Annotated in this window: 21 protein-coding genes; 12 read left to right on the plus strand and 9 right to left on the minus strand. The window is 69.4% G+C overall.

The genetic code is table 11. The features are described 5' to 3' along the window. Positions 1–103: 103 nt before the first annotated feature. Positions 104–2,374 carry an MMPL family transporter gene (locus ABEB03_RS40030; protein ID WP_345657916.1) on the minus strand — a complete coding sequence of 757 codons (2,271 nt, stop codon included), beginning with the start codon at positions 2,372–2,374 and terminating at the stop codon, positions 104–106. 174 nt (positions 2,375–2,548) lie between these two features. Between ABEB03_RS40030 and ABEB03_RS40035 the strand changes: the two genes are divergently transcribed. From ABEB03_RS40035 to ABEB03_RS40045, 3 genes are all read left to right on the plus strand, one after another. After that, a complete protein-coding gene (locus ABEB03_RS40035; RefSeq protein ID WP_345657918.1) occupies positions 2,549–3,721 on the plus strand; it encodes a sensor histidine kinase in 1,173 nt (390 codons plus the stop codon). Further along, complete coding sequence (locus ABEB03_RS40040) at positions 3,696–4,358, plus strand: response regulator transcription factor (RefSeq protein ID WP_345657920.1); 663 nt, start codon at positions 3,696–3,698, stop codon at positions 4,356–4,358. Before ABEB03_RS40035 ends, ABEB03_RS40040 begins: the two co-directional genes overlap by 26 nt. Before the next feature lie 86 nt (positions 4,359–4,444). Further along, positions 4,445–4,735, plus strand: coding sequence for a transposase (locus ABEB03_RS40045; RefSeq protein ID WP_345657943.1), 291 nt, complete (start codon positions 4,445–4,447; stop codon positions 4,733–4,735). Between the two features lie 25 nt (positions 4,736–4,760). Here the strand turns inward: ABEB03_RS40045 and ABEB03_RS40050 are convergent, their stop codons facing one another. From ABEB03_RS40050 to ABEB03_RS40070, 5 genes are all read right to left on the minus strand, one after another. Beyond that, the gene (locus ABEB03_RS40050; protein WP_345657921.1) at positions 4,761–5,102 is read right to left on the minus strand and encodes a DUF5713 family protein; all 342 of its coding nucleotides are present in this window, start codon (positions 5,100–5,102) and stop codon (positions 4,761–4,763) included. A gap of 543 nt (positions 5,103–5,645) precedes the next feature. Next, entirely contained in the window at positions 5,646–6,182 is a 537-nt protein-coding gene (locus tag ABEB03_RS40055; protein ID WP_345657922.1) for a YcxB family protein, read from the minus strand. A 522-nt stretch (positions 6,183–6,704) separates the two neighbouring features. After that, positions 6,705–7,649, minus strand: a complete 945-nt coding sequence (locus ABEB03_RS40060; protein ID WP_345657944.1) for an SMP-30/gluconolactonase/LRE family protein — start codon at positions 7,647–7,649, stop codon at positions 6,705–6,707. 55 nt (positions 7,650–7,704) lie between these two features. Beyond that, on the minus strand, positions 7,705–7,992 hold the full coding sequence (locus ABEB03_RS40065; protein ID WP_345657945.1) for a helix-turn-helix domain-containing protein: 288 nt from the start codon (positions 7,990–7,992) through the stop codon (positions 7,705–7,707). A gap of 270 nt (positions 7,993–8,262) precedes the next feature. Beyond that, positions 8,263–9,771 carry an FAD-binding oxidoreductase gene (locus ABEB03_RS40070; protein WP_345657923.1) on the minus strand — a complete coding sequence of 503 codons (1,509 nt, stop codon included), beginning with the start codon at positions 9,769–9,771 and terminating at the stop codon, positions 8,263–8,265. Positions 9,772–10,211: 440 nt separating this feature from the next. Between ABEB03_RS40070 and ABEB03_RS40075 the strand changes: the two genes are divergently transcribed. From ABEB03_RS40075 to ABEB03_RS40085, 3 genes are all read left to right on the plus strand, one after another. Then, positions 10,212–10,733 carry a hypothetical protein gene (locus ABEB03_RS40075; RefSeq protein ID WP_345657924.1) on the plus strand — a complete coding sequence of 174 codons (522 nt, stop codon included), beginning with the start codon at positions 10,212–10,214 and terminating at the stop codon, positions 10,731–10,733. A gap of 319 nt (positions 10,734–11,052) precedes the next feature. After that, positions 11,053–12,489, plus strand: a complete 1,437-nt coding sequence (locus ABEB03_RS40080) for a vanadium-dependent haloperoxidase (RefSeq protein WP_345657925.1) — start codon at positions 11,053–11,055, stop codon at positions 12,487–12,489. A 305-nt stretch (positions 12,490–12,794) separates the two neighbouring features. Next, on the plus strand, positions 12,795–14,387 hold the full coding sequence (locus tag ABEB03_RS40085) for an FAD-binding oxidoreductase (protein ID WP_345657926.1): 1,593 nt from the start codon (positions 12,795–12,797) through the stop codon (positions 14,385–14,387). 185 nt (positions 14,388–14,572) lie between these two features. Here ABEB03_RS40085 and ABEB03_RS40090 read toward each other — a convergent pair whose 3' ends face one another. Continuing rightward, positions 14,573–16,594, minus strand: coding sequence for a beta-galactosidase (locus tag ABEB03_RS40090; RefSeq protein WP_345657928.1), 2,022 nt, complete (start codon positions 16,592–16,594; stop codon positions 14,573–14,575). A 309-nt stretch (positions 16,595–16,903) separates the two neighbouring features. Between ABEB03_RS40090 and ABEB03_RS40095 the strand changes: the two genes are divergently transcribed. The 6 genes from ABEB03_RS40095 (at position 16,904) to ABEB03_RS40120 (ending at position 22,182) form a co-directional block, all read left to right on the plus strand. Further along, positions 16,904–18,235: an ABC transporter substrate-binding protein gene (locus tag ABEB03_RS40095; protein WP_345657929.1), complete on the plus strand. Its 1,332-nt coding sequence runs from the start codon at positions 16,904–16,906 to the stop codon at positions 18,233–18,235. Further along, the gene (locus ABEB03_RS40100) at positions 18,232–19,206 is read left to right on the plus strand and encodes a carbohydrate ABC transporter permease (RefSeq protein WP_345657930.1); all 975 of its coding nucleotides are present in this window, start codon (positions 18,232–18,234) and stop codon (positions 19,204–19,206) included. Before ABEB03_RS40095 ends, ABEB03_RS40100 begins: the two co-directional genes overlap by 4 nt. Further along, positions 19,203–20,108 carry a carbohydrate ABC transporter permease gene (locus ABEB03_RS40105; RefSeq protein WP_345657931.1) on the plus strand — a complete coding sequence of 302 codons (906 nt, stop codon included), beginning with the start codon at positions 19,203–19,205 and terminating at the stop codon, positions 20,106–20,108. The genes ABEB03_RS40100 and ABEB03_RS40105 overlap by 4 nt, the downstream gene beginning before the upstream one ends. Then, the gene (locus ABEB03_RS40110) at positions 20,105–21,136 is read left to right on the plus strand and encodes a LacI family DNA-binding transcriptional regulator (RefSeq protein ID WP_345657933.1); all 1,032 of its coding nucleotides are present in this window, start codon (positions 20,105–20,107) and stop codon (positions 21,134–21,136) included. Before ABEB03_RS40105 ends, ABEB03_RS40110 begins: the two co-directional genes overlap by 4 nt. 186 nt (positions 21,137–21,322) lie before the next feature. Then, positions 21,323–21,673, plus strand: coding sequence for a VOC family protein (locus ABEB03_RS40115; RefSeq protein WP_345657934.1), 351 nt, complete (start codon positions 21,323–21,325; stop codon positions 21,671–21,673). 119 nt (positions 21,674–21,792) lie between these two features. Beyond that, positions 21,793–22,182, plus strand: coding sequence for a MarR family winged helix-turn-helix transcriptional regulator (locus ABEB03_RS40120; protein ID WP_345657935.1), 390 nt, complete (start codon positions 21,793–21,795; stop codon positions 22,180–22,182). A gap of 393 nt (positions 22,183–22,575) precedes the next feature. Here ABEB03_RS40120 and ABEB03_RS40125 read toward each other — a convergent pair whose 3' ends face one another. Further along, positions 22,576–22,986: a VOC family protein gene (locus ABEB03_RS40125; RefSeq protein WP_345657936.1), complete on the minus strand. Its 411-nt coding sequence runs from the start codon at positions 22,984–22,986 to the stop codon at positions 22,576–22,578. A 281-nt stretch (positions 22,987–23,267) separates the two neighbouring features. Then, positions 23,268–23,657: a hypothetical protein gene (locus ABEB03_RS40130; protein ID WP_345657938.1), complete on the minus strand. Its 390-nt coding sequence runs from the start codon at positions 23,655–23,657 to the stop codon at positions 23,268–23,270. Positions 23,658–23,841 lie beyond the last annotated feature (184 nt).

A 23,841-nucleotide genomic window follows, 5' to 3' on the forward strand; every position in this document is an offset into this window, starting at 1 on the left:
CCCTCCCGCCGGGCAGCCAGGGCGCGTATCGAGTCGTGATCAATTTGCGGGATGTGCCTTCGTGGCACGGTCCGGCTGACGCCAAGGGCGGGCAGGAGTTGAGTCAACGGTCGACCAGCCGTGGACGCGGAGCCTCACCCGTGGATTCAGCGTCGGTGTCGTCGGTGCCGACCGGGCCGCGGGGAAGCATCCGGTCCAGCCACTTCGGCAGCCACCAGTTGGTCCGGCCGAGGAGTGTCATGGTCGCCGGTACCAGCACCATGCGTACGACCGTGGCGTCGATGAAGATCGCGGTGGCCAGGCCGAGCCCGAACATTTTGGTGGACGGGTCCTCGGCGACGGCGAAGGACAGGAAGACCGCCACCATGATGAGGGCGGCCGAGGTGATGATCCGGGCGGTGCGCGAGACGCCCTCGACGATCGCCGTGCCGTTGTCGCCGGTGCGCAGGTACTCCTCGCGTACACGCGAGAGGAGGAACACCTCGTAGTCCATCGACAGGCCGAACAGGATGGCGAAGAGGAACATCGGGATGAACGACACGATCGGAACCGTCGCTTCCAGCCCGATGAGTGCGCCTCCCCAGCCCCACTGGAAGACCGCGACCATGGTGCCGTAGGCCGCGCCGATGCTCAGCAGATTCAGCAGTACCGCCTTGAGCGGTACGAGTATCGAGCGGAAGACCAGCATCAGCAGCAGGAACGACATCGCCAGCACGGCGGCGACGAGCACCGGCAGGCGTTGGCTGGTGCGTCGGCCCACATCGGACAGGCTCGCGGCGGCGCCGCCGACGTGGGCCCTGGCCGGGCCGTGCCCGATCGCCGTGGGCAGCACGTCGGTGCGCAGCCGGGCGATGGTGTCGGCCGTGGCCTTGTCCTGAGGGCTGGTGGTCGGGAACACCACGAGGGTCGCGATGCCGGTGGCCCGATCGATGTGCGTCGACGCGACGGATGCGATGCCCGGATCCGCCGCGACCGTTGCCACGAGTCGCTCCAGCACTCCCGGATCACCGGTGGGGTCCGCGGCGATGACGAGGGGACCGTTGATGCCCGGGCCGAACCCCTCGGCGACGAGGTCGTAGGCCCGGCGCTCGGTACGGCTGTGGGGCAGTGAGCCGTCGTCGGGCAGGCCGACGCGCAGGCCGAGCACGGGCAGCGTCGCGGTCAGCAGCAGCCCCGCCGCGCCGACCGCGTACGGCACCGGGTGCCGGCTGACGTGCCCGATCCAGCGACGCCACCCGGCGGCGTGCGCGGCGCCTGCCACCGGGTCCCGCCGCCGTGCGAGTCGGGCCGGTTTCCTGGTCTGCAGAGCCCGGCCGATCCGGCCGGCCCGGACCAGGCGTGGGCCGGCGGCGCCGAGGAAGGCCGGCAGCAGCGTCACCGACGCGACCACCATGGTCAGAACGACGATCGACACGGCGAGCCCGCCCACCGTCATGAACGGTACGTTCGCGACCGCCAGGCCGAGGATCGATACGACCACGGTGCCGCCGGCGAAGACCACGGGCCTCCCCGCCGTGGCCACCGCTCGCCCCGCCGCCTCGCGGGGATCGAGCCCGCGCGCGAGGTACTCCCGGTGCCTGGCGAGCACGAACAGCGCGTAGTCGATGCCCACTCCGAGCCCGACCATGCTGCCCAGGACCGGTGCGAAGGTGGGGACCTCTGTCACCCCCGCCAGTACCGTCATCGTGGCGACCCCGACGGTCAGCCCGAAGACCGCCATGCCGATCGGCAGCGCGGCGGCGACGAGCGAACCGAACGCCAGGAACAGGATCGCGGCCGCGGCGAGGATGCCGATCAGCTCGCTCACGCCGCCGTCGGGGTCGGAGAAGACGTAGAAGAGGTTCCCGCCCATCTCGATGCGCAGGGGCAGCTCGGCGCGCAGCCGGTCGCCGAGATCGACGAGGGCGTCGAGGTCTTCGGCCGACAGCCGGCTCTGGTCGGGGTACTGCACCCGGACGACCGCGATCCGCCCGTCGGCCGAGACAAGGCCGCCGCGCACGGCGGTGTCCCCGCCCGCGTCGAGCGCCCCCACCGGGTCGCTCGTGCCGAGCACGTGCGGCAGCCGCTGCACCTCGGTCTGCAGCCGCGTGAGAGCGGTGCGCGCGCTGCCGTGGTCGAAGAACGTCGCACCGCCGTCGAGGGGGGTGACGACCACTTGGGCGGTCATCCCCTCCTGGCCGGTGCCGGCCCGCTCGATCAGTTGCGCGGCCCGTTGGGAGTCCAGTCCCGGAGCGGTCATCGAGTCCGCGGTCCGCCCGCCGATGGCGATCGCGGCGAGGACGGCAAGCGTGGCGGCGATCAGCCATGCCGCGATCACCCGCCAGGGATGGCGGGCGGCGCTTGTGCCCAGGCGCAACAGGGCTTTCGAGAGCATCGGTTCTCCAACCACCTCGTCGGCCGTCCTTGTACGGCCGCCGATGCCGAGGTTCGTCGCCACGGCGCTCTGCGGCATCGGCTCGCGGGCCGCGGATCCGTCGGCCCCAGGGCGGAGTGACGCCCCGTCCTTTCGGCCGATGCGCGGCACGGCGCGGTCCCTAGGCTGAGAACCGTGCTGCGAGACGACCTGCGAACCCTGTGGACCGAACCCCGGCCGCCCGACGCGCCCGCCCGGGTGTGGCGGGACTGGGCGCTGCTCGCCGCGGGCCTGGGCGGTGTGGTGCTGGAGGCCGCCCTGCGCGAGAACGTCGTGTGGCGGCCGGTGGCTGTGGTGTTCGCCGTATGGCTGTGCCTGCTGCCCCTGTGGCGCCGGACCCGCCCGCTGGCGATGGTGACGCTGGCGTTCGGCTCGGTGATCCTGCTTCAGGTGGCCTGGCTCGTCGCCGCACCGCGCGAGCCCGTCGGCCTGTACACCGGCGCGGTCGTGCTCGTGCTGGTGTACGCGCTGCCCCGGTGGGGATCGGGACGCGAGATCGTGCTGGGCGGCGCGGTGACCCTCGCGGCCAGCGCGCTGTGTTCCGTCACGGACGAGACCCCGGTCGTCGAGAACGTCGTGGGCTTCGTCTTCCTGCTGCTGCCCGGCGTGGTCGGGGCTGCCGTGCGATTCTGGGTGACCGCTCGCGAGCGGCAGTTGGAGCAGGTGCGCTCCCGCGAGCGCGAGCAGCTCGCCCGGGAACTGCACGACACGGTGGCCCACCACGTGTCGGCCATGGTGATCATCGCCCAGGCGGGCCGGGTGCTAGCGGGCACCGACCCGTCCGCCGCCGTCGAGGCGCTGGAGGGGGTCGAGGAGGAAGGGGCGCGCACGCTGGAGGAAATGCGCGCCATGGTCGCCACGCTGCGCGACCGCGGGGTCGGCGCCGAGCTGGCGCCCCCCGCCGGAGTCGCGGATCTGGAGCGCCTGGTGCGCACCCCGGGTGGTCGCCTCAGGGTCGACCTGGGGCTCGACGGCGAACTGGACGCGCTGCCCCCGGCCGTGGACGCGGCCGTCTACCGGATCGTGCAGGAGTCGGTGACCAACGCGCTGCGCCATGCGGTCGACGCGACCGAGCTCGTCGTTCGGGTCGCCGCGGAACGGCACTCGGTACGGGTGAGCGTGTGCGACAACGGCCGACGCACCGGCCGGGGTCGCGACGGATACGGACTTACCGGACTGCGCGAGCGCGCGACTCTGCTCGGCGGCACACTACGAGCCGGCCCGGGTATCGACCGGGGCTGGCATGTCGAAGCCGAACTGCCGAGAGCGAGGAGCGAGAGCGGTGTCCATTCGCGTCCTCGTCGCTGACGACCAGACGATCATCCGCACCGGGTTGCGGATCATGCTGAACGCCCAGCTCGGCATCGAGGTGGTCGGCGAGGCCGCCGACGGGCGGGAAGCGGTACGTCTGGCCCGCGAACTACGCCCCGACGTCTGCCTGTTCGACATCCGCATGCCCGAACTCGACGGGCTCGAGGCCACCCGGCTGGTCGCCGGCCCGGGCGTCGCCGACCCGCTGGCGGTGGTTGTCATCACCACGTTCGACCTCGACGAGTACGTCTACGGCGCGCTGCGTGCCGGCGCCCGCGGATTCCTCCTCAAGGACACGGGACCGGACCTTCTGGCGCAGGCCGTACGGTCGGCGTCCGGCGGTGAGGCGCTCATCGCGCCCAGCGTCACCGTCCGTCTGCTCCAGGCATTCGCGGACCTGCCCGCCGGCCGGCCCGTGGCCCAGCCGGTCTCCCCCGTCACCGCCCGCGAGGAGCAGGTGCTCCTCGCCGTCGCTCGCGGGCTGACCAACACCGAGATCGCCGATGCACTGCACATCAGCCTCAGCACGGTGAAGACGCATCTGGCCAGCCTGATGGCCAAACTCGGCGCCCGCAACCGGGTCGAGATCGCGATGTGGGCCTACGAAACGCGCCGTATCCTCCCCGGAACCTGAGCCGGGTGCCGGGCCGTGTCCCATGTGCTGGCAAGGTCCGCGTGCCCCGCATCGGGCCGGGCCGTCCACGCGTCCGCCCCGACCGCGTGCGGGCCGACAGGGCCTATGCCTCCCGCAGAAGCCGCGCTTACCTGCGCCGACAGGGGATCCGATGCACCATCCCGGACAAGGCTGACCAGGCGCGCAACCGTCGAAGGCTCGGCTCCCGCGGCGGCCGACCGCCGTACTTCGACCCGGCCGACTACCGCGAGCGCCATGCAGTCGAGTACGGGATCAACCGGCTCAAGAGACATCGCGCTGTCGCCACGCGATACGACCAGCTCGCCGTCCGCTACGAGGCAACCGTGCTGATCGCAGCTTTACACGAATGGCTTTGATCGGAGCTGGCTCTCCCGTCCTCGTTCACCAGTCCCGACCGGCGGTCAGCTCCTCCGCATCCGCTTCCGCGAACCCGTATGCCGACGCGACGAAGCAGAACTCGTCACAGATCCACTCCCGCGCGACCGTCTCAATCCCGCTCCCGGCCGCCACGAACTCCCTGTCCAGCAGGTTGAACTCCTCCGTCGCAGCCTGGGTGAGTGCATACAAGCTCTGCAGGGCCGACGGCCGCTCGGCCTCAACGCGTTCGCACAGCCGCAGCAGGATTGTCTTCCCCTGGTCGACCACGTGATCAGGGAAGTACGAGTCGTCGTACATTTGCCGCAGGAACACGTGTCCCACTACCTGCTGGTTTGTGATCGGCATGGCACTTCCCTACCTCCGCGAAAAGCTGACGCGCCGATCATGCACAGCACCGCTGACAACGACACCCAATGGACGCCAGACCCCAGGCGACCAGGACTTTCTCAACAGGCTCCCAGAGGCCAGTCGATTCTCGGCAAGTCCTGGAGAGCTACGGCGAACTCGCCCGGCTGCACCAGTTGCGCAGCCAGACCCGGCCGGCAGGAGACCCTGCCGTCGTCTCCCACCCAGGATCCGTGTGGATGGCCCTGGTGAAGCGGTGCCCACTGCTGCGCTTCCTCATGGAGGACCTCGCCGGCCATGGGTATGACGAGCTTGTGTTGGGGCGAACTACTTCTGAACAGCGGCCCTACAAGCAACAGTACGGCCCCCGGTGGACGACCAGTGTCACCATCGACGCCAGCCTCAGTGTTGAACAGCTCTTGCCACTGCAGCCTGACGGTGACCCTCCGGCTGCTGCAGCGGCTGAACCAGCCTTCTGGCGATAACCACCGCGCCTCGGCGCACCGCTCCCGCACATTCGAGGTCGCGGCGACAGCCCCTGAGTCAGAGCCTGCGGATGTGCCGGTCCAGCAGAGTCCGGAAAGCCTCCACGCCCCCCGGCTCTTGCACGCCCCGCTTGGGCAGCACGGTCAGGCACGAGACGTTCTTGTCCCCGCTAAGCAGGACGAATGTGTCGGGGGTCTCGGCGTAACGCGGGGCCGCGGTCCAGTTCAGCTGGCTGGAGCCGCCCGTGTTGCTGACGGTGGCGCCGGAGTCGTCGACCCTGGCGCGGTACGCCCCGTTCCGGGACGCGATTTTGTGAAACTGGCGGGCCATGAGCCAGGGCTGCAGCACGAACAGCAGCACGACGACCAGGCTGGCGATCACCAGCGACGGCGTGTCGGGAGCCTCTCCCTTCGCGAGCGGCACCGCCGACGCTCCGACGAACGCGGCCACGCCCAGCAGAGCGAACCGCTGCGTCCGACGGGCACGGCCCGACGCCCTAGCCCGCGCCTTGAGCGCCTGTCTCATGTCCTCGTGCGTCAGCTGGTACTCCAGCTCGACGTGCTCCCCCACCGTGGATTGCGCACGGTCCTCCATGGGCCCTCCCCTTGGACCTCTACATGATCGAACCAGGGGAGGATATCCCGCGATCAGACTGGTGACGCGCGCGAATTCCTCGTCTTGGCCGACCGCGAAAGGCTGCCAGGACGGCAAGCGAGCCAGCGCAGCGGTCCCGCTCCGGCCGACACCTGTGTCTGGGCTGCGGCGCCAGAGCGAGCTCGGCAGCCGTCGTCAACGACCGGCAGCACGGGGCAGGTGGCTCGATCACTGCCCGGACTGCTGGCATGCCGTGCGCCAGGCCGACGACGTGCAGGAGTGGTCACGATGACGTCAGCGACCGAAGCGACTGGCCCCGTTGAGGACCTCGACGAGGCCGAGGTGGTCGACGCCGAGATCCTCCCGGCCGACCACCACCACGGCGAACGTCGCGGCGTACTTCGGCTACCTCATCGAGAAGGGGAAGAAGGACGGTGACGGCGCGCGGATCCCCGATCCGCCGGGACCCGATGGATCACCCCGTGACGGTGTGCGGGGTCCGGGCCGCCCGGCGTCGGCGGATCACTCCGTCGGAGCGGGCAGGTCGCAGACGCCGAGCCCGCGCTCCCACAGGCTCCCGAGGATCAGCCGGCCGTCGGCCTCGCAGGCACTGGTGACCATGCGGAACCGGGAGCGGCGACGCGTCAGGTGGTGCAGCACGTCGCCCTGTTCGTCCACCGCGAGGGCGCCGATGGTGCCCGGGGGACGGAACGGCGCGCGGACCGCGATCCGTGCGGCGGCGCGCCGGACGGCGGGCCCCGTCCGGTGCAACAGTTCCAGCGGGGCGACGCGAGGTCCGGCGAGCGCCACCCAGATCGGGCCGCCGGGGGCGCGCCAGAGGTTGTCGGGCTGGCCCGGCAGATCGTCGACGAGGGTCTCGGCGCTGCCCTGCCGGGGGCCGCCGAGCCAGTAGCGGGTCAGGCGCCGTGCCCCGGTCTGCGCGAGGACGAGGAAGGTCTCGTCGTGCGCGGCGACGAGACCGTTGGCGAACTGGAGGCCTTCCAGGAGCACTTCCGGCTCCTTCTCCCCCGGCGCCAGGCGCAGCAGGCGGCCCGTTCCGGTGTGCTCGACGAGGTCGCCGATCCAGTGCTCCAGCGGGTGGCTGCGGCTGGAGACGGTGAAGCAGACGGTGCCGTCGGAGAGCGCGGTCACGTTGCTGCAGAAGCGCAGGGGTTCGCCCGCCACGCTGTCGGCGAGGACGCGTACGGTGCCGTCGTCGAGGGCGACGCGCAGCAGTCCCCGCTCGGCGTCGCACACCAACAGGTCGTCGTCGGTGACGAGTTCGAGGCCCAGCGGCCTGCCGCCGGTCTCCGCCAGCACCTGGACGCGGGTGCGGCCGGCGTCCGCGAGTCCTTCGACGCGGACGATGCGGCCGTCCTCCAGACCGGTGAGCACCCGGCCCCGCGAGTCGGCGACCACGTCCTCCGGCCCTCGGCCGCCGAGCGGCACGAAACGCCGGGGCACCAGACGGGACTCCTCCGGCCATGCCACCTGAGTCCGCCGCGACTTCGCGCCCACGCCCCTACCAACCCTTCTCGAAGAAAAGACCGACCTCGGCGATGCGGTACTCGTCACGGCTGTAGAAGGTGCGCCGTCTGACGCGTTTCGCCCGCAGCAGTCCGACGCCCGTGAGCAGATCGAGGTGGGTGCGCGCCACCGCCCGGCTCACGCCCAGCTTCGCGGCCAGGGCCTCCGGGCTGACGCCGTCCTCGACGAGGTCGCCGTGGCGTTGTACCGGGAAGTGCGCGACGGGGTCCCGCAACCACTCGAGTATGTCCAGGCGTTGTCCACTGACGGGAGCCCTCAGCATCTCGTCCCCCTCCGTCACGACGGTCTCCCGCTACTGTCCCGCAGCACGGGGCGGCACGCACGGCGTTCCGCTTCTCTGGCCGGGGCCGATCGGGCGGACGGCGCGGCAGGGCGCATTGCGCTGCCGTCACGGCCCGGCCGGCGTGCACGGTGGCCGGGCCGTGACGGCAGCGGTGGCCGAAGATCGCCGTGCCTGGCCCCCGCATGGATGAGGGGGCCAGGCACGGCTGAGCCCCCTCGCCTGTCGGGAGGGGGCTCGGGCCGTGATCGGTCAGCAGATCGCGGGCGGGACGCTCTGCTCGTACTGGAAAACGTTGTCGGGGTCGTACTTCGCCTTGATCTTGCGGAGCCGGTCGAAGTTGTTCCGCCAGTAGGCGGTTTCCCAGTCCTGCTGCGCGATGTTCGGCACGTTGACGTAGGCGCCGTCCACGTAGGTCCGCAGGGCCTGGCTGAACTCGGCGATCCAGGCCTGGCATTGCGAGGTGAGCGGGTCACAGACGCCCGGCTGGTCGCTGCGCTTCCCCCAGCCGACGCCGGGTTCGGCGTAGAAGAGCGCGTCGCGGTGCGGGAAGGCGGTGCCGCCGCGGGGGCTCTTCCTGACGTTCCCGCCGAAAGCCTGGACGAAGAAGTTGCTGTCGTCCGTCGGGGCGCTCTTGATGAACGAGTCGACGATGTCGATCGCGTCCTTCGGGAATGCCTTTCTGGTGAACTGCGAGTGGAACTTCCAGTTCGCCGGTTCTTGCTCGATCGGAATCTGGAATCCCGAGTACACGTCGCCCCAGTTGCCGACCTGCGTGGTGACCGTCGGGCTGTCGATCGACAGGATCGGGTCCAGCAGCTTCTTCGTCTCGTCCGGCGTTCCCTCGGGGAGAACCCCGAACAGGAAGATCTGGTTCCGGTGGATCTCGAGCTGGGTTCCGAGGCGGGCGTCGGTGGTCGGCGCCGTGCTCTGGTACGCCTCGAAGAGGGCGCGGAGGTTGTCGACGCCCTGCCACGTCGCCTGGAGATAAGCGACGCTCCTCAGCGGAGCCACTTTGTAGGTCAGTGATGTGACGATGCCGTAGTTGCCGTTCCCCGCGCCGCGCAGCGCCCAGAGCAGGTCCGCATTGTGGTTCAGGTCCGCCTTGATCGCCTTGGCGCACTCCTTGCCCGCCGGGACGACGATCTCGGCCCCCACCAGGCTGTCGCAGGCCATGCCGAGCCACCGGGTGAGGAAGCCGAATCCGCCGCCGAGTGTGGCACCGGACAGGCCCACGCTGCCTTCGGTGCCTGTCGTCACCGCGAAGTTCTGCTTCGCGAGCGTGGTCACCGCTTCTTCCTGGTTGAGCCCGGCGCCGACCGTCGCGATACGCGACTTGGTGTCGACATGCACCGACTTCAACTCGCTGATGTCGATCACGAGGCCGTTGTCCACGTTCGACCAGCCCTCGAGGGCATGGCGACCGCTCCGCACCCGCACCGCCACGTCGTTCTGCCGCGCCCACGTCAGGGCGTTGACCACGTCCTGGGTGTTCTGGGCGAAGACGATGACCAGCGGATAGTGGGAGAAGAGCTGGTCCCACCCGAGGCGCGCGTCCGTGTATCCCGAGTCCTCGGGGCGGACGATGCGGCCGGTCAGCTTCGCCGGCGCGCACTCCGCCCCGTACTCCTCACCCCCGGATGCGCCGGTCACAGCGCTCGCACCGGGGGCTGCGGCTGCCGCGGCGCCCGGCACGACGACCGCACCGGCACCGGCGACCGCCGTCGCCTTGAGCAGTCCGCGACGGGAGAAATCGTTCATGGTCCGTGTCCTCTCGACCACCAGAACGCGCGAATCGGTTCTTTATGGATGATTTAGGCGAAATGGACCGTAGCAATGCAGAACCCGGAGAACCGTCTCGACACGCTCACAACCAGCACCAAGACACCTGATGCCGCCGCTCCCCGCCTCTCGCGTCAGCCTCGCCCAGAGGAACCGTCAGCGCGGCGGCAAACCGGGCCGAGGCTTGTGGCGCGGAGGTCCGACCGACGAGCAGTAGACGGTGCTGGAGCCGCAAGCCAAGACCCCGCGCAGGTCGGCTGCGCGGGTGATCCCTTACGTCATCGTGTTACCGCGATGTCTTACTTCGGGAATCGGTGCACTCGTGCAGCCGCCATTCCCCACTCCTGACGCCTTGAAAGGTAAACACCATTATCGCGCCGCAAAGAGGAGATAATGTGCTTACGCATAATCCCACCCCGGTGAAGCATATCCATACCGCTACGCCTCATGGCGCGAGGGCCCGTTCGAGTATTCTCGCCGCCGTCACCACTGTCGGCGTCCTCGCAGGAACGCTGCTCGCACAGTCGTCGGCGTACGCCGACGAGAGAGCCGACCGTTCAACACGCGCCACACCCGAGAGTGCCCACGCCGCGGATCAGTGCGCGAAGTCCTCGGGGTTCGCACTGGTGGTCGATCTCTATCTCAAGGACGCCGCGGCGGCCCGCGCGTACGACAAGCTCGTGGCGCGTACGGTCCCCAAAATTCAAGCCAACGAGCCCAACACCTTGGTGTACACGGAGAATCAGCCCGTCGGCGGCGGAATCGATCGAGTCCAATACGAACTCTATCGCGACGAGGCGGCATTCACCTTCCACAGCAACGCATCCTACGTTCAGGAATACGTGGCGGAGCGGGAGAAATACATTGTCGGATACAAGGTGACAAAATACTGCCTTGTCGGCGGATTCGCCAGGGGATCCACCGACACCCATCCCAACTAATACTCCAGCCGCAGATGGTTGGAGATCGGCCCCGATCGCAACCCTGGGCAGCTACTCGCGGCCCGGAAATCGCTCGGACGAGTGAGATCTCCACGTCTGGGCGATCGCAACCGGGTTCGGCTGTCAATCATGACTGGATCGGCATTTCCGCGTAAATTCTAAAGTCGCACGAGATACACGGTATATCGGCGTGGTTGATCTTAATTTGAAGATATCCGACATTACGCTGCCGCTGTTCATCGGCGACATCGAAAGGAATGCCGTGTCTCTCCATCCGCATCATGGCCGTCGGTCGGCCGTGCAATCTGCGCTCCCGCGCTTGAAGTCCCGTTTCGGGCGCCAGGGACGCCTACGGGCCGCCGTCGTGGCCGGTGCCCTGCTCGCCGGGCTGAGTCCGGTGGCGGCCGGCGCGCCACCGGCCGCCGCCGCGACCGGACACAAGGACGATCCGACGCAGTACTGGAACAAGGTCCTGCTCCAGACGTTCCGCAATGCGCGGGGCTGGGACGCCTCGCCCGGCAAGCTCTCCCGGTCCGGGGCGATGGTCTTCGCGGCGATCTACAACGCGGAGAGCGCCTATCAGTACACGTACGGAACCCTGAAGTACGAGCCGTACCTCAGTCGGCCGCTGAAGTACGCCGACAAACACTCGCGACCAGGTCCGGACGAGGAGGAGCGGCTGATCGACCGCACGGCGTACCGGATCATCTCGCAGCTGTACCCGGGTGATCAGGCCTACATCGACGCCCGGTACCGGGCCCGGACCGGCCGCTCCCCCCACTCCTACGACCCCCTCGACCGCCTGGTGGTCGACCCCGTGGTGAAGCAGATCAACAAGGCCCGGGCGGGCGACGGTTCGGACAACCCGGACGTCTACAGCGGCGACACCACCACGCCTGGAGCCTGGCGGCCGACGGGTGAGGAGGCGACGGCTGACGAAGGGGCCTGCAAGCAGCCGAGTGACGCGGTGACCCCGAACTGGGGCAAGGTGAAGCCGTTCGTGCTCCGCTCCGGCTCGCAGTTCCGGCCTCCCACTCTGCGCGGCTTCACGTCCTACGCCGATCTGGTGGCCAGCCCGGAGTACGCAGCCCAGGTCGACGAGGTACGACGGGTCGGTGCCGTCGACTCCACCGAGCGCACCCACGAACAGACCGTCATCGGCTGGTTCTGGGACCATGACCTGAACGGCACCTACCACCCCCCGGGACAACTGCTCGAACTGACCGGGACCGTCGCCAAGAAGTTCAAGCTCGACACGTACGAGACCACCCACTTGTTCGCGCTGTCGGCGCTGTCGTTGGCGGATGCCGGAATCGCGGCCTGGGACAGCAAGTTCGACTCCCCGATCAACGAGTGGCGCCCGGTGTCCGCGATCCGGGCGACGGGCGGCCCGAACGCGACCTGGGAGCCTCTCAGCGCGGACCGTTCAGGGGCACCGTTCACCCCGTGCTTCATCGCCTGGACCTCCGGGCACGCCAACTTCACGGCTGCGTGGGCAACTGCGATGCAGCACTTCTTCAAGCGTGACGACGTCTCGTTCATCGCGCACTCCGAGGACCCGCACACCCTCGAGTCGTACCGCCGGATCAACAGCTTCAGCCAGGTCGCCGAGGAGGGCGAGTTCAGCCGACTCTATCTGGGCGTGCACTTCCGCTGGGACGCCGAGGACGGCAGGGAGATCGGCACCAACGTCGGCGACTACGTGTTCGCCAACGCGCTGCAGCCGACACGACGGGACCAGCCGCAGGGGCACTGAAACGACACCCGTCCTGTGGACGTCCGGGAAGCCGTCGGCGCCTTTGCCGAGAACCGCATGGCAAAGGCGCCGACGGCACGTCCGTAGCGGCGGTGAAGGCGTCGGTATCCGGCGAGCCGGGCCATGGTGCGTTCGACGGGCCGGCGGTACCTGTGTCTGAGCTGTTCGGCGGTGCGTCTCTCGTCCTTTCGCATGGTGGGTCCGGCGAGTGGACGGCAGACGGGGACGGCACCGGTCGACGACCAGTGAACTGGCCGACGGAATCGCAGGACGAGCCTGCGAACGCTGCGTGAGGGTAGGTCACTGTGATCGACAGGCGGGACGTGCTGCGGGCAGGTGTGCTGGGCGGCGTCGCCGGCACGCTGGGACTGCAGGCACCGGACAGTGCGGCTGCGGCAGCTGAGGCGGCGGGGTCGGTCCGCGCTCGGGACTGGAAGCGGCTGGCTGACGCGCTGTCCCCGGGGGCCACGCTCTACCGGCCGAACGGCTCCGAATACGAGTCGCTGGCCTTGCCGTTCAACCACAGGTACGCCGGAATTCGACCTGCCGGCATCGTCGCCTGCGCAACCACCGAGGACGTGTCGGCAGCGATCCGCTGGGCTCGCTCGGTGGGGCTGCCCGCCGTGCCTCGCACCGGGCTGGGCCACAACTACGCCGGCTATTCGACGACCACGGGCCTGCTGCTGAACATGGCCCGTATGAAGAGCATCGTCTCCACCCCGGTGCCGGGCGGTGCCCGCTCCCGGGTCTACGGACCGATGAAGGTCGTGCACGACGCCGGTACCGTCACCGTGGGCGCCGGCGTCACCAATGGCGACCTGCATCCCCTGTTGGAGGACCACGGCATGTTCGTGCCGACCGGTCGTTGCCCCAGCGTCGGGGTCGCGGGGCTGGTGCTCGGCGGCGGTATCGGCTTCAGCGACAAGATGTTCGGCCTGACCTGCGACCGGCTCATCGCCACGACCGTCGTCCTCGCCGACGGACGCACGGTCGAGGCCGACGAGGATGCGCACCCCGACCTGTTCTGGGCCTGCCGCGGCGGAGCCGGCAACAACTTCGGTGTCCACACCTCGTTCACCTTCCAGTACGAGCAGTTCGAGGGCACCGTGGGCTTCTACCAGCTCCGCTGGAGCCTGGACTCCGTACTGCCGGTGCTCGCCGCCGCGCAGCGCATCGCCCAGGACACCGTGGGCGACGGCCGGTTCCATCTGCGTCTGGGTATCGGCACCAGCGGGACGACCCGGACGCAGATCCATGCGAACGCCAACGTCAACGCGATCGGCCAGTTCTACGGCACCGTCCAGGAACTGCGTGCCATTCTCGACCCGCTGCTCAAGATCGGCACGACCCAGGAGCGCGACCGCAACAGCGCTTCCGTTCGTCAGGTCACGCCCGGTGAGGCGAGCGAACTGCTGAGCGCCACCACACCGATCGACCGCTTCGCCACCAAATCGGCGATCCTGGACTCCCGAACTCTCCTGGCCGATCAGCAGGTCGGCGCGGCGGCCGAGCGCCTGCTGGAATGGCCCGGCAGCAACAACGAGGACGGAGCCGGGTTCGCCATGTTCGCCCTCGGCGGTGAGATCAACGAGGTACCGCCGGACGCGACCGCGTTCGTGCACCGAAACGACCTCTTCGTCTTCGCCGCCGAGACCTCGTGGGCGGACTACGACCGCCCCGACGTCGCCGAGGCCAACCTCCACTGGCTCAAGCAGTTCTACGACGACATCTTCCCCCGCAAGGCGCCCGACCAGGCCTACCAGAACTTCCCCGACCCGACGCTGAAGAACTGGCGGGAGGCCTACTACGGCGCGAACTACCCCCGTCTGGTCAAGGTGAAGCGGAAGTACGACCCGACCGGCTTCTTCGACTACCCGCAGGCAATCGGCTCGAGTTGAGCCCCGAGTCCGCCGTGTACGGCCTTGCCGAGGCCTGTGCTCCGCGCATCGGGCGCCAGCGGCAGGACGGCGGTGCTGCCCGGCCATCGGGCGCCGGCCGGCGGTGATACCCGGCGGGCGGGGCCGCGGACCGGGACCGCGGTCGCGCCCGGCGAACGGACCGCGGACCCGGGCGGCGGTCGGGTTCAGCCGTCGAGCCGGACGACCCTTACGGCCCCCGCGGGAACCGCGAGCCGGCCCGCCGCGCGTTCGCCGGTCAGCAGTTCCGTGCCGTGCGCGTCGAGCGGCACCTTGGCATCGGTGGACGTGTGGTTGACGGCGAAGAGGTAGGTGCCCGACTCGCCCGCGCGGCGCACCACTTCGACGTCACGGGGCAGTTCGGCGCGGGGCGCGATGCGTGCGTCGTGGGCCGCCCGGCCGAGCAGGGCGTCCAGACCCTGGGCGCCGAGGCGTGTGGACACGTACCAGGCCGAGCCCTGGCCGAGGCGGTTCCGGGTGACGGCCGGGTGGCCCGCGGTGAGTCCGTCGGCGTACGTCCAGACGGTCTCGGCGCCGCGCGGCACGACGAACTCGGTCCACACGTCACCGGTGAGTTCGCAGCCGTCGGGTCCGGTGATCCGGGTGCGCTCCCCCGCGAGGAGGGGCGAGAACTCCTCGACGGTCAGCCCGAGTACATCGCGCAGGGCGCCCGGGTAGGGGCCGGCGTGCACGGCGTCGTGTTCGTCGACGATGCCGGAGAAGTACGAGACGACGAGGGTGCCGCCGCTCTCGACGTACTCCCTGAGGTTGTTCCCGGCCGCCTCCGTCATCAGGTAGAGAGCGGGAACGACGACAAGGGGATAGGCCGACAAGTCGGTTTCCGGGTGGGCGAAGTCGACCGTGAGGTGGCGGTCGTAGAGCGCCTCGTAGAAGGCGTCGGCGCGTTCGCGGGCGTCGTGGTCCTCGCTGGGGCGCCACTGGAGGCCCTGCGCCCACCAGGAGTGCCAGTCCCAGAGCACGGCGACGTCGGCGACGGTGCGGGTGCCCTTGACCGGGGCCAACGCCTCCACGGACGCTCCGAGTTCGACGACCTCTCGCCATACCCGGGAGTCGGTGCCCGCGTGCGGCAGCATCGACGAGTGGAACTTCTCGGCGCCGCGCCGGGACTGGCGCCACTGGAAGAACATGGCTCCCTCGGAGCCGCGCGCCACGTGCGCGAGGGAGTTGCGGGCCATCTGGCCGGGGGCCTTGGCGGGGTTGCGGGGCTGCCAGTTGACGCCGGACGTGGAGTGTTCGAGCAGCAGCCAGGGCGCGCCGCCGGCGACCGAGCGGGTGAGGTCGGCGGCCATCGCGAGGTTCACGTGGGTGCGTCGGCCGTCGGTGATCAGGTAGTGGTCGTTGGTGACGAGGTCGACCTCGCGGCCCCAGGCCCAGTAGTCGACGGAGTCGCACTGGCTCAGCGCGGTCATGAAGTTGGTGGTGACGGGGATGCCCGGGGCGAGGCGGTGCAGGATGTCGCGCTCGGCGACGAAGTTCTCGCGCATGGTCTCGTCGGCGAACCGGCGGTGGTCGAGGGCCTGGGCCGGGTTGCCGACCGTCGGGGTGAGGCGCGGCGGGTCGATCTGGCCGAAGTCCGCGTAGCGCTGTCCCCAGAAGGCGGTTCCCCAGGCCTCGTTGAGTGCCTCGACGGTGCCGTAGGTGCGGGTGAGCCAGCGCCGGAAGTGCGCGGCGCAGGACTCGCAGTAGCAGGCCGAGACGGGGACGCCGTATTCGTTGTGGACGTGCCACAGGGCGAGTGCGGGGTGGTCGGCGTAGCGGGTGGCGAGCCGGGTGGTGATGTTCGCGGCGGCGGCCCGGTAGTGGGTGTTGCTGTGGCAGATGGCGCCGCGTGATCCGAACGCGTAGCGGGTGCCGTCGGCGGCCACGGGCAGCGCGTCGGGGTGCTCCCGGTAGAACCAGGCGGGGGGCGCGACGGTGGGTGTGCCCAGGTCGGCGCGGATGCCGTTGTCGTGGAGCAGGTCGAGCAGGCGGTCGAGCCAGCCGAATTCGTAGGTGCCCGGGGTCGGTTCGAGCAGGGCCCAGGAGAAGATCCCGACGCTCACCATCGTGACGCCCGCCTCGCGCATCAGCCGGACGTCCTCGTGGCGTACGTCTTCCGGCCACTGCTCGGGGTTGTAGTCCCCACCGAAGGCGAGCCCGGTGAGGCCCTTGGGGGTGGTCTCCGGCATGGATCTCTCCCGATGTGTCGATCATTTGGGAACGTGCACACACATGCTCAGTGTCGCGAGGCCAACATAACCGCACAGCAACAACCATTGACAAGTGTCCTGGATGTTTCTCTACTGTGAACGCTCACAGAAGCACCGCACCGGAGCCGACGGGCGCGCCGGTGTCGTCGGTGTGAGCGCGCGCAGGCCCCGTGGGCCGGGCGCGGCCGCACCTTTCGACCACCGGCCCGAGCGCCCGGGCGGCGAGCGGCCAGGGAACACGGCAGGTCTCCGCAGCGGGCGGGGACCCAGGTCAGGGGAGAACGATCCATGCGCAACACGCAGCACAGCCGGCTCCGTCGATGGGGTGCCACCACCGTCGCCGCCGTACTCGGCGCCACCGCGCTCGCCGCATGCGGGTCGGAGGACTCGAAGGACAGCCAGGCCGAGTCCGGGCCCGCGTCGCTGACGTACTGGACCTGGGCCCCGGGCATGGACAAGGTCGTGGACCTCTGGAACAAGGGGCCGGGCAAGAAGCAGCAGATCACCGTCACGGTGAAGAAGCAGGCGTCGGGCGACACGCTCGTCACCAAGATCCTCACCGCGCACAAGGCGCACAAGGCCCCCGACCTGGTCCAGGCCGAGTACCAGACGCTGCCGACCCTCGTCAGCAATGACGCCCTCGCCGACATATCCGGTGACGTGGACGGCGCGAAGAGCAAGTTCGCCGACGGCGTCTGGCAGCAGACCACCCTGGGTTCGGACGCGGTGTACGCGATCCCGCAGGACATCGGCCCGATGATGTTCTACTACCGCGAGGACCTCTTCAAGAAGTACGGCCTGACCGTCCCCACGACCTGGGAGCAGTTCGCCGAGACGGCGCGCGCACTGAAGAAGAAGGCACCGGACAAGGCCCTGACCACCTTCTCCGCCAACGACTCCGGCCTGTTCGCGGGACTCGCCCAGCAGGCGGGAGCGAAGTGGTGGACCGCCTCCGGCGACAAGTGGAAGGTCGGCATCGACGACGCGGCGACCCGGAAGGTCGCCGACTTCTGGGGCGGTCTGGTCGAGGAGGGCGTGATCGACAACCAGCCGATGTACCAGCCGGCCTGGAACAAGGCCCTGAACACGGGCAAGCAGATCGCCTGGGTGAGCGCGGTGTGGGCACCGGGCACGCTGACCACCGCGGCTCCCGACACCAAGGGCAAGTGGGCGATGGCACCGCTGCCGCAGTGGTCGGACAGCGACGACGTCACCGGCAGCTGGGGCGGCTCCTCGACGGCCGTCACCACGGACTCCAAGCACCGGGCCGCCGCCGCGAAGTTCGCCGCGTGGCTGAACACCGACCCGAAGGCGGTGGCCGCGATGGCCAAGGAGGGCGGCATCTACCCCGCCTCCACCAGCGCCCAGCTCAGTGGCGCGTTCACCCAGCCGCCGGCCTTCTTCTCCAACCAGCCGGACTTCTACACGAAGGCCTCAGAGATCGCGAAGACCACCGCGCCGTCCGCGTGGGGCCCCAACGTGAACGTCGCCTACACGTCCTTCAACGACGCCTTCGGCGCGGCCGCCAAGAACAAGTCCGACTTCGGCGCCGCCCTGACGACGATGCAGGACACCACGGTCGCCGACCTGAAGAAGCAGGGCTTCGGGGTCGCTCAGTGACCACGGCACGCCGGGAGCCGTACGGGGCCGAGGGGGCCCCGTACGCCCTCCCGTCCCGCACCACCGCCCGCGAACGAGCGCGCTCCGCCCCCTACCTCTTCCTGCTCCCCGCGACGGTCCTCTTCGTCCTGTTCTTCGCCCTGCCCATGGGCTACGCGATCTGGCTGAGCCTGCACAAGGTCCAGGTCAAGGGCCTCGGGCTGGGCTCCGGCGCCCGCACGGAGATCTGGGCGGGCCTGGAGAACTACACCGACGCCCTCACCGACAGCGAACTGCTCGACGGGGCGCTGCGCGTCCTGGGCTACGGCGCCATCGTGATCCCGGTGATGCTCGGCCTCGCCCTGCTCTTCGCGCTCATGCTCGACACGGACAAAGTGCGGCTCGCCCCGGTCACCCGCCTCGCGATCTTCCTGCCGTACGCCATCCCGGGCGTCGTCGCCGCGCTGCTGTGGGGCTTTTTGTACCTCCCGGACGTCAGCCCCTTCTACTTCGTCCTGGACAAGCTGGGCATGCCGCAGCCGAACCTGCTGGACGGCGGGCCGCTGTACCTGGCCCTGTCCAACATCGCCGTCTGGGGCGGCACCGGTTTCAACATGATCGTCATCTACACCTCGCTGCGGGCCATCCCGGCCGAGGTGTACGAGGCGGCGAAGCTGGACGGCGCCTCGCCGCTGCAGATCGCGCTGCGGATCAAGATTCCGATGGTGGCGCCCTCGCTGATCCTCACCTTCTTCTTCTCGATCATCGCGACGCTCCAGGTGTTCAGCGAGCCGACCACCCTCAAGCCGCTCACCAACTCCGTCTCCACGACCTGGAGTCCGCTGATGAAGGTGTATCGCGACGCCTTCGGCGCGGGCGACATCCACGCGGCGGCCGCCGAGGCCGTGATCATCGCCCTGGTCACCCTGGTCCTGTCGTTCGGCTTCCTGCGCGCCGCCAACTCCCGTACCAAGCAGGGGGAAGCACGATGAGTTCTCTCGCCGTCCGCAAGGCCGCACCGGCCGCCGGTACGACACCGGGGACCGCACAGGGGCCGCCGCTGCGCGGCCGGATCGCCCTGGTCCCGACACTGACACTGCTGCTCGGCGCCCTCTACTGTCTGCTGCCCGTGGCCTGGGTGGTGATCGCCTCCACCAAGTCCGGCCGTGAGCTGTTCTCGACCTTCACGTTCCTGCCGGGCACCGGTTTCACCCAGAACCTGCGGGACCTCGACGCCTACCGCGAGGGCATCTACTGGAGGTGGATGGGCAACTCCGCCCTGTACGCCGGTCTCGGCGCCCTGCTGTCGACGGCCGTCTCCGCACTCAGCGGATTCGGGCTCGCGATCTACCGCTTCCGCGGCCGCGAGACCGTCTTCGGCGTCCTGATGGCCGGGGTGCTGATGCCTCCGGTGATCCTCGCCATCCCCCAGTACCTGCTGCTGGCGAAGGCGGACCTGACCGACTCGTACGCCTCCGTCCTGCTCCCCCTCGTCCTGTCCCCGTACGGCATCTATCTGGCCCGGATCTACGCCGCCGCGGCCGTACCCGGTGACGTGGTCGAGGCCGGGCGGATGGACGGCGCGAGCGAGTGGCGGATCTTCACCCGTATCGCGCTGCCGATGATGGTGCCGGGACTGGTGACGGTGTTCCTGTTCCAGTTCGTGGCCGTGTGGAACAACTTCCTGCTCCCCTACATCATGCTCAGCGACGACGAGAAGTTCCCGATCACGCTCGGACTGTTCACGCTCCTCGAACAGGGCTCCAACACCCCGGCGCTGTACACCCTCGTGATCACCGGGGCGATGCTCGCCGTCCTCCCGCTGATCGCGCTCTTCCTGATCATCCAGCGCTTTTGGAGCCTCGATCTGCTGTCAGGAGCCGTAAAGTCGTGACCATGAGCAACACGGGGGGCCGGCGCAAGCCGCCGACGATCCACGACGTCGCCCGCGAGGCAGGAGTGTCGCGGGGCACGGTGTCACGGGTGCTCAACGGCGGGCACTACGTCAGCCCCTCGGCGCAGGAGGCGGTCAACGCCGCCATCCGCAGGACGGGTTACGTCGTGAACCGGCACGCCCGCTCCCTGATCACCGGACGCTCCGACTCGATCGGCTTCCTGCTGACCGAACCGCAGGAGCGGTTCTTCGAGGACCCCAACTTCAACGTCCTGCTGCGCGGCTGCACCCAGGCGCTCGCCGCGCACGACGTGCCCCTGCTGCTGATGCTCGCGGGCACCGAGGACGAGCGGCGCCGCATCACGCGATACATCACCGCCGGACATGTCGACGGGGTGCTGCTGGTCTCCAGCCACTCCGGCGACCCGGTCGCCGAGGAGCTGCGTGAGGCGGGGGTGCCGCTCGTCGCCTGCGGCAAGCCGATCGGTCTGGGGTCCAGGGTCAGCTATGTCGCCGCCGACGACCGGGACGGCGCCCGCGACATGGTCGCTCATCTGCTGTCGCTCGGGCGGCGCCGGATCGGCACCGTCACGGGTCCGCTCGACACACCGGGCGGCGTCGAGCGTCTGGCCGGCTACCGGGAGGTCCTCTCCGAGGCGGGCATCGAGGCCGACGACCGTCTCGTCGTCTCCGGCGACTACAGCCGGGCCAGCGGCGAGGCGGCGGCCGAGCGGCTCCTTGAGCAGGCACCCGACGTGGACGCGGTGTTCGTCGCCTCGGACCTGATGGCACAGGGTGTGCTGACCGCCCTGCACCGGGCGGGCCGCCGGGTCCCGGAGGACGTGGCCGTGGGCGGTTTCGACGACTCCCCCGCCGCCACCGCGTCCAGCCCGGCCCTCACCACGATCCGCCAGCCCTGGGACCGGATCAGCGCCGAGATGGTGCGGGTGCTGCTGGCCGAGATCGGGGGCGAGGATCCCGCGGCGGTGATCCTGCCGACGGAGCTGGTGCGGCGCCAGTCGACCTGACGCCTGCGTCCGGCGGTCGCGCCGGGCACGGCTCCGCGGCCCCGGCGCGACCGGTCAGGATTCGAGAAGCCGCCCGGGGCCGCCGCGATCTAGCGTGAAGGCGTCGGCGGGAGCCCCGTCGGCGCCCGGAGCGCCCCCGTACGCGACGGGCACCGCACGCAGGACACGTACCACGAAGGAGTCGTCATGACCGACGGTCTCAAGACCATCGTCTATCCCGTCAAGGACCTCACGCAGTCCAAGGCGCTGTTCACCGCTCTGCTCGGCGTGGAGCCCTACGCCGACGAGGCGTACTACGTGGGCTTCCGGACCGCGGGCCAGGAGATCGGCCTCGATCCCAACGGTCACGCGAAGGGCATGACGGGACCGGTTCCGTACTGGCACGTCTCCGACCTCAAGGCGACGCTGAAGGGGCTGCTCGACGCCGGGGCGGAAACCCTTCAGGACGTCCAGGACGTGGGCGGCGGCAAGCTCATCGCCTTCGTGAAGGACGCGGACGGCAACCTGGTCGGGCTCGTGCAGGATCCGGCCGCCTGACCGGCGGTCGCCGGGCGCCCGAACGCGCGTGAAGAGGACCGTGCACGGGATCGCCGTTTGAATGCGCCTACACTAGTTGCACGGTCAACGAATGGCCGGATCTCTGTTACCGTTCAGTTATGGCAACGGAAACGTCCGACGCCCGGCTGGAAGACCAGTGGCGGGACATCCTCGCGGTCCACGCGCGCACGATGTGTGAGATCGACCGCGTGCTGCATCCCCACGGTCTCGGCGCGAGCGATTTCGAGGTCCTCGACATCCTCGCCTCGCGCGTCGCGGAGCCCGGCGAGCTGTGCCGGGTCCAGAACATCGCGGGCCAGGTCCATCTGAGCCAGAGCGCCCTGTCCCGGCTGATCGGCAGGCTGGAGAAGGAGGGCCTGGTGGAGCGCACCGTCTGCCAGGAGGACCGGCGCGGCGTGTGGGTGGCGCTCACCCGGCAGGGACGCGACCTGCACTCCGAGGTGCTCCCGCTGCAGCGGGCGGTCCTCGCCCGGATGCTGCACGACTGAGAGTCATCACGTCATGCCGGTGTGATGCCCGTCGTCGACGGCCCGTGCCGGCAGGCCGGTGGCCTGCCGGCGTTCGGCCCGGGCCTGCTGCCGTTCGGATGGCGCGTACCGGCCGGGGTTCGAGGCTCTGCGGGAGCGGTCAAGGGCACGTTCGCGGCCCCGTTCCCAGGGCCGCCGCGAACAGCTGACCAAGATCGGGCTGGAGCTGTTGCCCCTGCCACCGCGCAGCCCGGAGCCGAATGACATCGAGTTGGTCCGGCGCCAGGCGACGTACCAGGACTACCCGCAACGCGACCGGACCAGCACCGATGTCATCGGCAAGGCCGTCGACCAGGCTGTGGACCATCAACGCGACCGGATCCGACGGTCAGCAACGAACCTCATCCGAGCCGGTCAGTCGCGCTTGGGCCAGATCGGGCCCTCGTCGGTCCAGACGACGCCCTTGTTGCGGCACAGGCAGAAGGGGTGGCCGACCGGGTCGGTGTAGACCTGCCAGCCGTAGCCGTTGGGGCCGATGAAGTCCTTCCTCAGCGTCGCGCCGAGGTCGAGGACGCGGCGCTGCTCGGACTCGATCTCGTCCACTTCGAAGTCGAGGTGGAACTGCTTGGGGTGCTCGCTGTCGGGCCACTGCGGAGCGCGGTAGTCGTCCACCCTGATGAATGCCAGCTCGATCTCGCCGAACTGGATGCCGGCCCAGTCCTCGGAGCTGCCTTCTTTGATCGGACGGCCCGTCACCTCGGAGTAGAAAGCCGCCAGCTTCATCGTGTCCGGACAGTCGATGATGAAATCGGTGAGTCGCAGCATCCCGCGATCTTGCCACAAGCTCACACCCGACTTCGAGGGCTCTGAGCAGCTCCGCCGAGGTGCGGAAACACTGGTTCCCGCGGGCTTCGCCCCCAGACCCCGTTCACCAGGGGGCGGACCGCGAAGACCGAGAACTACCGTCGCAGCGTGAACGTGCGGATCGTCTGCCGGTCCCGCGATCGTCGCACAGTCACCGCCGAGGACGCCTGGCCCGGCAGCGGGTCCGCGAGACGGTCGGGCGGCGGGTTGCCGGCACTGGTCGTCGAAGTGGCGGCGGGCGGTCAGGCGTGAGGGTCGACTTCGGGGTGCGTGAACCGCACGGGCTTGCCCAGCGACCGGGCGTAGGCGATTTCGGCTCGGGTGCTGTCTCCGATGTAGTCGCCGACCACGAGCACCTCATCAGCGAGCCGGATCTTCGCCAGGTGCAGATCGCCGAGTCGAACCTTCAGCGCCTCGGCCTCGACAGGATCGGACCGAAGTTCGGGCGGCGACTTCATGTCACTGACCGGTTTGACGACAATCCTTCCGGCTTCGGTCTCCCGCAGTTCGGTCTCGTTCATCTCGGTCATGAAGCGGGTGGAGCCGCAGATCACGACGATGGGCGGGAGGCTCAACAGCTTCTTCGCGTCGGCGAGCTTCTCCTCGGGGGTGAGCAGTTGCCGGTATGACACTGGTTCCTCCTGGTGGTGTGGTCCAAGGGGTGCCTGCGGAGACGAGAACGAGGGTGTCCAAGAACGGCCTGCCCGTAAAGGTGAACGGCCCCGCGGCGGTGGCGTGCGGTACCGACGGTTTCACCCGGTGACAGGGCACGACGCGAGCCCGGCGGCCCGCGCGTGGTGGCGCGGGCCGCCGGGC

Source organism: Streptomyces siamensis (assembly GCF_039543605.1).
Taxonomy (GTDB): Bacteria; Actinomycetota; Actinomycetes; order Streptomycetales; family Streptomycetaceae; genus Streptomyces; species Streptomyces siamensis.

Excerpts from the sequence above, each read along its gene's own strand:
- ABEB03_RS40030 (WP_345657916.1), bottom strand. The coding sequence starts at position 2,374 with ATGCTCTCGAAAGCCCTGTTGCGCCTGGGCACAAGCGCCGCCCGCCAT.
- ABEB03_RS40050 (WP_345657921.1), bottom strand. The coding sequence starts at position 5,102 with ATGCCGATCACAAACCAGCAGGTAGTGGGACACGTGTTCCTGCGGCAA.
- ABEB03_RS40055 (WP_345657922.1), bottom strand. The coding sequence starts at position 6,182 with ATGGAGGACCGTGCGCAATCCACGGTGGGGGAGCACGTCGAGCTGGAG.
- ABEB03_RS40065 (WP_345657945.1), bottom strand. The coding sequence starts at position 7,992 with ATGCTGAGGGCTCCCGTCAGTGGACAACGCCTGGACATACTCGAGTGG.
- ABEB03_RS40070 (WP_345657923.1), bottom strand. The coding sequence starts at position 9,771 with ATGAACGATTTCTCCCGTCGCGGACTGCTCAAGGCGACGGCGGTCGCC.
- ABEB03_RS40090 (WP_345657928.1), bottom strand. The coding sequence starts at position 16,594 with ATGCCGGAGACCACCCCCAAGGGCCTCACCGGGCTCGCCTTCGGTGGG.
- ABEB03_RS40095 (WP_345657929.1), top strand. The coding sequence starts at position 16,904 with ATGCGCAACACGCAGCACAGCCGGCTCCGTCGATGGGGTGCCACCACC.
- ABEB03_RS40105 (WP_345657931.1), top strand. The coding sequence starts at position 19,203 with ATGAGTTCTCTCGCCGTCCGCAAGGCCGCACCGGCCGCCGGTACGACA.
- ABEB03_RS40115 (WP_345657934.1), top strand. The coding sequence starts at position 21,323 with ATGACCGACGGTCTCAAGACCATCGTCTATCCCGTCAAGGACCTCACG.
- ABEB03_RS40120 (WP_345657935.1), top strand. The coding sequence starts at position 21,793 with ATGGCAACGGAAACGTCCGACGCCCGGCTGGAAGACCAGTGGCGGGAC.
- ABEB03_RS40125 (WP_345657936.1), bottom strand. The coding sequence starts at position 22,986 with ATGCTGCGACTCACCGATTTCATCATCGACTGTCCGGACACGATGAAG.